The 8,983-nt window shown below is 74.2% G+C and carries 10 protein-coding genes; 3 read left to right on the top strand and 7 right to left on the bottom strand.

Annotated features, from left to right (window positions below):
- Positions 1 to 13: 13 nt before the first annotated feature.
- The 7 genes from ptsP to nagA are packed head-to-tail and all read right to left on the bottom strand — an operon-like array spanning position 14 to position 5,613.
- A complete protein-coding gene (gene ptsP / locus ACIWVC_RS18390) occupies positions 14 to 1,696 on the bottom strand; it encodes a phosphoenolpyruvate--protein phosphotransferase (protein WP_396448856.1) in 1,683 nt (560 codons plus the stop codon).
- 3 nt (positions 1,697 to 1,699) lie between these two features.
- Positions 1,700 to 1,972 (bottom strand): HPr family phosphocarrier protein, encoded by a 273-nt coding sequence (locus ACIWVC_RS18385; RefSeq protein WP_396448855.1) that lies wholly within the window; start codon positions 1,970 to 1,972, stop codon positions 1,700 to 1,702.
- Positions 1,969 to 2,664 (bottom strand): HAD family hydrolase, encoded by a 696-nt coding sequence (locus tag ACIWVC_RS18380; protein ID WP_396454360.1) that lies wholly within the window; start codon positions 2,662 to 2,664, stop codon positions 1,969 to 1,971. Before ACIWVC_RS18380 ends, ACIWVC_RS18385 begins: the two co-directional genes overlap by 4 nt.
- 4 nt (positions 2,665 to 2,668) lie before the next feature.
- Positions 2,669 to 3,118: a PTS glucose transporter subunit IIA gene (locus ACIWVC_RS18375; RefSeq protein ID WP_396454359.1), complete on the bottom strand. Its 450-nt coding sequence runs from the start codon at positions 3,116 to 3,118 to the stop codon at positions 2,669 to 2,671.
- A gap of 16 nt (positions 3,119 to 3,134) precedes the next feature.
- A complete protein-coding gene (locus tag ACIWVC_RS18370; RefSeq protein ID WP_396448884.1) occupies positions 3,135 to 3,419 on the bottom strand; it encodes a glucose PTS transporter subunit EIIB in 285 nt (94 codons plus the stop codon).
- On the bottom strand, positions 3,416 to 4,456 hold the full coding sequence (locus tag ACIWVC_RS18365; protein WP_396448852.1) for an SIS domain-containing protein: 1,041 nt from the start codon (positions 4,454 to 4,456) through the stop codon (positions 3,416 to 3,418). Before ACIWVC_RS18365 ends, ACIWVC_RS18370 begins: the two co-directional genes overlap by 4 nt.
- The gene (gene nagA / locus ACIWVC_RS18360; RefSeq protein ID WP_396448851.1) at positions 4,453 to 5,613 is read right to left on the bottom strand and encodes an N-acetylglucosamine-6-phosphate deacetylase; all 1,161 of its coding nucleotides are present in this window, start codon (positions 5,611 to 5,613) and stop codon (positions 4,453 to 4,455) included. Before nagA ends, ACIWVC_RS18365 begins: the two co-directional genes overlap by 4 nt.
- Positions 5,614 to 6,063: 450 nt before the next feature.
- Here nagA and ACIWVC_RS18355 point away from each other — a divergent pair, with 450 nt between their 5' ends.
- The 3 genes from ACIWVC_RS18355 (at position 6,064) to ACIWVC_RS18345 (ending at position 8,983) form a co-directional block, all read left to right on the top strand.
- Positions 6,064 to 6,804 carry a GntR family transcriptional regulator gene (locus ACIWVC_RS18355; RefSeq protein ID WP_396448850.1) on the top strand — a complete coding sequence of 247 codons (741 nt, stop codon included), beginning with the start codon at positions 6,064 to 6,066 and terminating at the stop codon, positions 6,802 to 6,804.
- Between the two features lie 23 nt (positions 6,805 to 6,827).
- Entirely contained in the window at positions 6,828 to 8,207 is a 1,380-nt protein-coding gene (locus tag ACIWVC_RS18350) for a PTS transporter subunit EIIC (RefSeq protein WP_396448849.1), read from the top strand.
- A gap of 359 nt (positions 8,208 to 8,566) precedes the next feature.
- A complete protein-coding gene (locus ACIWVC_RS18345; protein ID WP_396448848.1) occupies positions 8,567 to 8,983 on the top strand; it encodes an Rv3235 family protein in 417 nt (138 codons plus the stop codon).

Genomic DNA, 8,983 nt, shown 5'->3' with positions numbered 1-8,983 from the left:
CACGGGCGGGCGGTCACAGGCCGAGGTCGGCCAGCGCGGGGAGATGGGCGCGCGCCGCGGCGCGCGCCTGCTCCGCCGTGCGGGCGGCGCGGGCCGCCTCCGCGGCCCGCCGGCACTGGTCGAGGGTGTGCCGGGCCAGGGCGGCGCGCACCAGCGGGAGCGACGGGGCGCTCATCGACAGCGACGTCACCCCGAGGCCGACCAGCACGCACGCCAGCGCCGGGTCGCCGGCCGCCTCGCCGCACACCCCGCACGGGACGCCCGCGCCGGCCGCGGGGGCGACCAGGTCGAGGACGGCGGGCTGCCACGGGTCCTGGAGGCGGGCGAGGCCGCCGACCTGCCGGTCGGCCGCGCACGCGTACTGGGTGAGGTCGTTGGTGCCGATGCTGAAGAACTCCACCTCCGCCGCGACGTCGCGGGCGCGGAGCGCGGCGGCGGGCACCTCGATCATGACGCCGGGATGCGCGATGCCGGCCTCCCGGCACCGCGCCGCGAACCAGGCGGCGTCCTCGGCGTCCGTCACCATCGGGGCCATGACCTGCAGCTCGGCGGTCAGGCCGGCCGCGGCGCGGGCCAGCGCGGCGAGCTGCGCGGCCAGCACGTCCGGGTGCCGGACCGACATCCGCACCCCGCGCTCGCCGAGCGCCGGGTTCGGCTCCTCGCCGGGCGCGGGCAGGAAGGCGAGCGGCTTGTCGGCGCCGGCGTCGAGCGTCCGGACGACCACCCGGCCGCCGGGGAACGCCTCCAGCACCTTCCGGTACGCCTCCTCCTGCTCGGCGTCGGACGGCGGCGCCGACCGGTCCAGGAACAGGAACTCGGTGCGGTACAGGCCGACGCCCTCGGCGCCGTTCTCCAGCGCCGCCTCCAGGTCCTTCGGGCCGCCGATGTTCGCCAGCAGGGGCACGGCGTGCCCGTCCGCGGTGCCGCCCGGCCCGGTGAACTCCGCGAGTGCGGAATGGCGGGCGGCGGCCGCCGAACGCGCCGCCGCCACCTCCTCCTCGGACGGCTCCAGGCGCACGGTCCCGGCGGTGCCGTCGACCAGGACGCGGGTGCCGTCGGCGAGCGACGCCGCGCCCGGCAGCGCCACGACGGCGGGCACGCCCATCGTCCGGGCGATGATCGCGGTGTGGCTGGTCGGCCCGCCCTCCTCGGTGACGAACGCGACGACCTTCGCCGGGTCGAGGACGGCGGTGTCGGCCGGCGCGAGGTCCCGGGCGACGAGCACGAACGGCTCGTCCGACTCCGGGACGCCGGGCACCGGCAGCCCGAGCAGCCGGGCGACGGCGCGGTCGCGGATGTCGTCCAGGTCGGCGACCCGCGCCGCGAGGTACTCGCCCGCCCCGGCGAGCATCTCCCGGTAGACGCCGAACGCCTCGAACACCGCGCGGGCCGCCGCCAGGCCCTCGTCGACCTTGGCGCGGACGCCGTCGGCGAGGCCCGGGTCGCGCGCCATCATCGCCTGCGCGCCCAGCACGTCCCGGCCGTCGGTGTTGCCGGCCGCGGCGGCGCGCTCCCCGCGCTCCTCAAGGTCGGCGGCGACGGCCTCCAGCGCGGCGAGCGCCGTGTCGCGCTCGGCGGCGGCGTCGCCGCCGTGCCGGTCACCGGCGGGCGGCTCGGGGACGGCCCCGGCGATGCCGCGCACCGGCCCGGCGCCCACTCCCGGGCTGACTCCCGTGCCCCGCAATACCTCCGGCACCGGTCACGCCCCCTCGGGCTCCGGCGTGGACAGCACCTTCTCCAGAGCGTCGAGCAACTCGTCGGCGCCGTCGCCCTCGGCGGACAGGACGATCTCCTCCCCGTGCCGCGCGTCCAGCCCCAGCACCGCGAGGATGCTCTTGGCGTTCACCGGGTCGCCGCCGCGCTTGGCCACCGTCACGTCCATCGGGGCCTTGGCCGCGGTCTGCACGAACAAGGCCGCCGGCCGCGCGTGCAGCCCCACCCTGGATTCGATCTTGACGTTGCGCTCGCTCACCGCTCACTCCTACTTAGTTGTGCCCCGGACCCCGGCACGCGCAGCGCCGGGCCCGGGACGACGTCGACTTCCTGAAAATCGGCCACCACATGGTCGGCCTCGGCGAGCGCGCCCGCCGGCTGCGTGGTGATGACGCCCACGCAGGTCATGCCCGCGGACTTCACGGCCCGCACGCCCGCCGGGGCGTCCTCGAACCCGACCGCCTCCTCCGGCGGGACGTCCAGGTCGCGGGCGGCGGCCAGGTAGCCCTCCGGATGCGGCTTGCCGGTGACGACGTCCCCGGCGGTCACCACCAGGTCGAGCAGGCCGCGGACGCCCAGCTCGCCCAGCAGCCGCTCCGCGTACGGGCGCTGGCCGGAGGTCACCACCGCGAGCGGGACGCCCGCGTCGGCCAGCGATCGGACCAGGTCGACCGCGCCGGGAACGGGCGCCGCCGCCGGCATCCCCGGCAGCGACTCGTAGGAGACGACCTCCTCGAACAGCTCCTCGACCGTCCGGCCGGGGAACAGGTGCGCGAGGTCCCGGAGCACCTCCAGCCCGCGCCTGCCCGCGAACGACGCGATGAGCGCGTCGTCGTAGGGCACGCCGTGGGCGTCGAACAGCCGGGACCACATCGCGCGGTTGCGCGGTTCGGTGTCGATCAGGGTGCCGTCGAGGTCGAACACCGCCGCGCCGAGGCCGATCACCGCCATGTGCTCAGTTCCATGTGAAGAGCTCGGCCCCCGCGGTCACCTCGCCCGACTCCACCACGTCCGACAGGGCGTCGGCGCTCGCGTCCAGCGCGACCACCGCGCAGATCGGCGAGCGGCCGCCCGCCTCGATCACCGCGGGGTTCCAGCCGACGATCGGCTGCCCGGCGGTGACCTCGTCGCCCTCCGCGGCGAGCAGCTCGAACCCCTCGCCCTTCAGCTTGACGGTGTCGATGCCGAGGTGGACGAGGACGCCGTGGCCCTCGTCGTCCACCACCACGTAGGCGTGCGGATGCAGCTTGATGATCTTCCCGGTGACGGGGGCGATGGCGTGGCCGGCGCCGCGCTCGGGGTCGACCGCCGTGCCCGGACCCACCATGGCCTGGGCGAAGACCGGGTCCGGGACGCCGGCGAGGCCGACGACCCGGCCGGCGACCGGGGACAGTACTCGGGTCATCAGAGGGCCCTCCGGGTCAGTCGAGGATGTCCTCGATGTCGGTCGCGATGGTGTCGGCCTCGGGGCCCACGACGACCTGCACGACCGTGCCGGCGCGCATGACGCCATGCGCGCCGGCCCGCTTCAGCGCCGCCTCGTCGACCTTGCCGGCGTCCTCGACCTCGGTGCGCAGCCGGGTCGCGCAGGGCTCGATCTCGATGATGTTGTCGGCGCCGCCCAGCGCCGCGACGATGGCTTCGGCCTTGTCCATGTCCTTCTCTTCTCTCGTGGGGGTGGGTCGGGTCGGTCCGCGTGTGGTCAGTCCGTCTGCGTGACCTTGTTCAGGCCCCGGGGGACGTCGGGGTCGACGCCGAGCCTGCGGGCCAGATGCTCGACCATGATCTGGCCGGGGACGATGAGGCCGAGCGGCGCCAGCCACTCGGGCAGCGCGGGGCCGGGCAGCGCGGCCGAGCAGGCGCCCGCCAGCTCCGCGCCGCCGCCGACGCCGTAGGCGCGGGCGCCCGCGCCGACGACCCGCTTGGCCAGCGCGACGGTGCCGGGCAGCGTCGGCCCGGAGTCGGCGGCGACCAGCAGCGCCGGCGTCTGCGCGTCCACGACCGCGATCGGGCCGTGCAGCAGGTCGGCGTACGACAGGCCCATGGCGTGCAGGTAGCACGCCTCCTTGATCTTCAGCGCCAGCTCCAGCGCGGTGCCGAACGCGATGCCGCGCCCGGACACGACCGCGCCCGGGACGCCCGCCAGCCCCTCGACGATCTCCGGCAGCGCCGGGGACGCCTCGGTCAGCCCGATCACCCGGGCGACCTCGTCGGGGACGCGGCGCAGGTCGTCCACGGCGACGCCGGCGCCGAGCCCGAGGCCGACCACCGACAGCGCGGCGAGCTGCGTGGTGTAGGTCTTGGTGGCGGGGACGGCGATCTCGTCGCCCGCGTCGGTGACCAGCGCGACCTCGGCGGCCTCGGCGAGCGGGGAGCCGGCGCCGTTGGTGACCGCGACGGTCCGGGCGCCGCAGTCCTTCGCCCAGTCGAGGGTCTCGACGATCTCCTCGGTCTTGCCGGACTGGCTGATCGCCACGGCCAGCACGCCGTCCAGGTCCAGCCTGCGCTTGTAGGCCGTCGCGATGGAGGGGGCGGCGAGGGTGGCGAGCCGCCCGGCGTGCGACTCCACCAGGTAGCGCCCGTACACCGCCGCGTTGTCGGACGACCCGCGGGCGATGAACAGCACCTGCCGGGTCTCCCGCGCGAGCGCCGCGATGTCGGCGGTGCGCGGGAGGAGCGCGTCGATCGTCCGGCGCAGCGCGTCCGGCTGCTCACCGATCTCGGCGCGCATCTGACTGGTCATGATCCCCCTCCGAAGACTTTGTGCCCGTTGACCCACGTGGTACGCGCCCGATGGTCCGGTCCCAGCCAGACGAGGTCGGCGGCGGCGCCGGGCGCGATACGGCCCAGGTCGGAACGTCCGATGAGGTCGGCCGGAACCCGGGTCGCGGCGTCCACCGCGGTCGCCGGGTCGAGGCCGAGGCCGATCGCGTTGCCGACCGCCTCGTCCAGGCGCAGGGCGGAGCCCGCGATGGTGCCGTCGGCGCGCAGCGGCGGGCCCTGCTCGGGCATCGTGATGGGCTCGCCGCCGAGGTCGTAGGTGCCGGGCGGCATCCCGGCGGACGCCGCGGCGTCGGTGACGAGCACGACCCGTCCCGGCGCGGCGCGGAACACCAGCCGCGCGACCTCGGCCGCGACGTGGTGCAGGTCGAGGATGAGGCCGGGGCTGAGCCGGTCGTCGATGAGCGCCTGCACGGCGACGCCCGGGTCGCGGTGGTGGACGCCGGTCTGCGCGTTGAAGATGTGGGTCACCTTGCGGGCGCCGGCGTCGGCCGCGGCCCTGACCTGCGCGGCGGTCGCGTCGCTGTGCCCGACGCTGACCAGGACGCCGGCCTCGGTCAGCGTGCGGATCGCGTCCAGCGCGCCGCTGCGTTCGGGCGCGAGCGTGACCAGCTTGACGAGGCCCGTCTCCAGCAGGGTCGCGATCGCGCCGGGCGCCGGGTCGGTGAGGTACTCGGCGTTGTGGGCGCCCTTGCGCTTCTCGGACAGGAACGGGCCCTCCAGGTGGACGCCGAGGACGCGCGCCCCGTCCGGCAGCTTCGGCAGGAGGTCGCGGGTGCGGCGGAGGGCGGCGGCCTGGGTCTCGACCGGCGCGGTGATGAAGGTGGGGAGGAACGCGGTCACGCCCGTCTCGGGGAGGCGGGAGACGACGGTGCGCCAGCCCTCTTCGCCGGCGTCCACCATGTCGTGGCCGAAGAAGCCGTTGACCTGGAGGTCGACCAGGCCGGGCGCGAGCAGGCCGCCGGCGAGGCGGACGTCGGGTTCGCCGGCCGGGCGGCCCTCGCCCGCCTCCGCGATCACCCCGTCCGCCACCCGGACGTATCCCGGGGAGACGACGCGGGTAGGACTGCCCGCGGGGGTGATGATCATGCGGTCGGCGGTGATCAGGAGTGATGCCATGGGTGCGCGCTCTCTGTGACGCGATGATCGCGGGTCGCTTCCTCCGACTTCAACTGGTCTAGTCCGGACTAGACCAGTACGCACCATACTCCACGAATCGGATGGAGAAGAAGATGCGAGGCGAAACTCGTCCGGTACCGGAACCGTCGCGGGCGGCGGCCCGGCGCCGCGGGTTCGGACGGCGGCCTACAGCGGCCACGGCGCCGGAACCGAACCGGACGCCGTGTCCGCGAGACCGCCCTGACCTGCGGGTTCTTCGATCTTGTCCGTCGTCGGCACGTAATCGGGTTGTTACAAATTCGTGCATTGACATGCCTTTCGGACCTGTGGTCTAGTCCGGCCTAGACCAGTACGAACCGAAACCCATACCGTCTAGTCCTCCATCGTCCACCGAAACCGTCGAAACCCGACGAACCCCGTCGATCCGGCCTCCGGCCATCGAGGACCCCCGTGACCACCATCGATCCGCACAGTCCCGTACCGAAGTACTTCCAGCTCCGCGCGATCCTGCTCGACCTCATCGAGAGCGCGGAACTGCCCGTCGACGCCCCGATCCCGTCGGAGCGCGAGCTGTGCGCCCGGTACGAACTGTCCCGCATGACCGTCCGGCAGGGCGTCGACCAGCTCGTCTCCGAGGGGCGGCTCTACCGCGTCCCGGGGAAGGGCACCTTCGTCGCCCGTCCCAAGATCGAGATGCCGCTGCGGCTCGTCTCGTTCACCGAGGACATGCTGGCCCGCGGGCTGCGGCCGGGTGCGATCGACCTCGACCGCCGGACCGTCCCGGCCGACGCGCGGCTCGCCCGGATCTTCGATGTCGAACCCGGCACCGAGATCCACGTCATCGAACGCCTCCGTACCGCCGACGGGGAGCCCATGGCCCTCGAACGGGCGCACATCCTGGCCTCCCTCGCCCCCGACCTGCTCGACCGCCGGCTCGCCGACCGCTCCCTGTACGGCGTCCTCGAAGCGGTGTACGGGCTGGTCTTCGACGCGGGCGACCAGACCATCGACGCCAGCCTGGCCGACGCCACGGACGCCAGGCACCTGCAGATCCCCCGGGGCAGTGCCGTGCTGCTCCTGCAACGCCGCTCGTACACCGGAGGTGTGTGCGCCGAGCTGGGCGTGTCGACCTACAGGGCGGACCGCTACCAGATCCACACGGCCCTCGGAAACCCCCCGCCGCACTCCTGAACCCCCTGAGGAGGAACCTCGCGATGACTGCGACAACAGTGGACTCCGCACCGCGCCGAGGGTCGAGCACCCTCGCGGTGCTGCAGCGCATCGGCCGCAGCCTCATGCTGCCGATCGCCGTCCTGCCGGCCGCCGCGCTGCTGCTGCGCTTCGGCCAGGCCGACATGCTCGGCGCGGACGGCCTCGGCTGGGACCGCGTCGCCGAGATCGTCGGCGAGGCCGGCAACGCGCTGTTCGCCGCCCTGCCGCTGCTCTTCGCCGTCGGCGTGGCGATCGGCTTCGCCAAGAAGTCCGACGGCTCCACGGCGCTCGCCGCCGTGGTCGGCTACCTGGTCTTCGACCGGGTCTCGAAGATCATGTTCTCGCACAGCGACGAGCTCAAGGGCAACGTCCTCATCACCAAGGTCGCGGACGGCGCGCAGGCCCAGGTCATCGACTGGGGCGCCAAGAACCCGACCGACGTGCTCGGCGGCATCCTGATGGGCGTCATCGCGGCGCTGCTCTACCAGCGCTACTACCGGATCAAGCTGCCGACCTGGCTCGCGTTCTTCGGCGGCCGCCGGTTCGTCCCGATCATCACCGCGGTCGCCGGCCTCGCGCTCGGCATCGTGATCGGCTTCATCTGGCCGGTGTTCGGCAACTGGCTCACCGACGCCGGCAACTGGATCACCGGGGCGGGCGCCGCGGGCGCCGGCATCTACGGCGTCATCAACCGCCTGCTGCTGCCGTTCGGCCTGCACCACATCCCGAACTCGCTCATCTGGTTCGTGTTCGGCACCTACAACGGCCCGGACGGCGCCGTCCACGGCGAGATCAACCGGTACCTGGCGGGCGACCCCAACGCGGGCGGCTTCCTGGCCGGGTTCTTCCCCGTCATCATGTTCGGCCTGCCGGGCGCCGCCCTCGCGATCTGGCACGCGGCGCCCAAGCACCGGCGGCCCGCGGTCGGCGGCATCATGATCTCCGCCGCGCTCACCGCGTTCATCACCGGCGTCACCGAGCCGATCGAGTTCGCGTTCATGTTCGTCGCGCCCGTCCTGTACGGCGTGCACGTCGTGCTCACCGGCATCTCGATGGCCATCCTGGAGGCGGCCGGCGCGCAGCTCGGCTTCGGCTTCTCCGCGGGCCTCATCGACATGCTGCTGAACGCCCGCAAGGACAACACCGAGGGCCTCTGGCTGATCATCGGCATGGGCGTCCTGTACTTCTTCATCTACTACTTCATCTTCAGGTTCCTGATCGCGAAGTTCAATTTCGCGACGCCGGGCCGGGAACCCGAAGGCGAGGAGTCGACCGTCGCGGACCCGGCCGCCGACCCCGAGCTGGCGGGCGGCGAGAAGGACGGGAAGAAGCGGCGCCGCAAGGGCGGCACGGCCGAGCCCGAGGAGGCCCCGGCCGGCTGACCTCCCCCCAGGGGCGCCGCGAACCCCTCACCCCTCATTCGCGGCGCCCCGCCCTCAGGGCCGGCCAGCCCACCGGCCCGGCTCCCGAGGTCCCGGACTCCCCGCACCGTCCGGGACCTGCTCCCAAAGGCGGCGGGACGTTCCCCCAGCGTCCCGCCGCCTTTGACGTGCATGCGGCGAAACGGACGCGGTGGGCGGCTTCGGTCCGGGGCGGCCGTACGCGTTACGGGGGCGGCCGGAGGTGGTCAGGATGTATTTTCCGGAGCCCTTCTGACTCCTGTTCATAAACGAGTCGGGAGGTCTTCATGGGGCGTCGTCCGGTCGCGTCTTCGGTGGTTCGGATCATCCGGTATCGGCCGGTGGGCGATACGCGGGGCGCGCTGGCGCTCCGGCCCGCGGCGGCGCCGGTGCGCGCGCCCGGCCTGCGGGTCGTGCGGCCGGGGGACGGGGTGGACGCAGAGGTCCGGGCCGTCGCCGACGCGGCCGTGCGGCTCGTCGTGGAGGTGCTGGCGGGGATGCGGCCCGCGCATCAGCTGTCGCTCGTCGCCGTCCCGGCGGTGTGCCGGGCGGTCGCCCCGCACGGGCGCCCGGGGGCGGGCGGCGGCCGGATCGCTCCGCCGCGGGTGCTGTCCAGCAGGGTGCAGCGGCCGTCGCCGGCGGTGGCGGAGGCCGTCGCCGTGGCGGCCGTGTCGGGGCGGGTCCACGCGCTGGCGCTGCGGCTGGAGCACACGCGGGGGCGCTGGCGCTGCACGGCGCTGGAGACCACCGCCCCCTGA

Origin of the sequence: Actinomadura sp., from assembly GCF_044508335.1 — a bacterium.
GTDB lineage: Bacteria > Actinomycetota > Actinomycetes > Streptosporangiales > Streptosporangiaceae > Spirillospora.
Note: the sequence above shows the minus strand (reverse complement) of the source record. Positions and strands in the feature narration are given on the sequence as shown.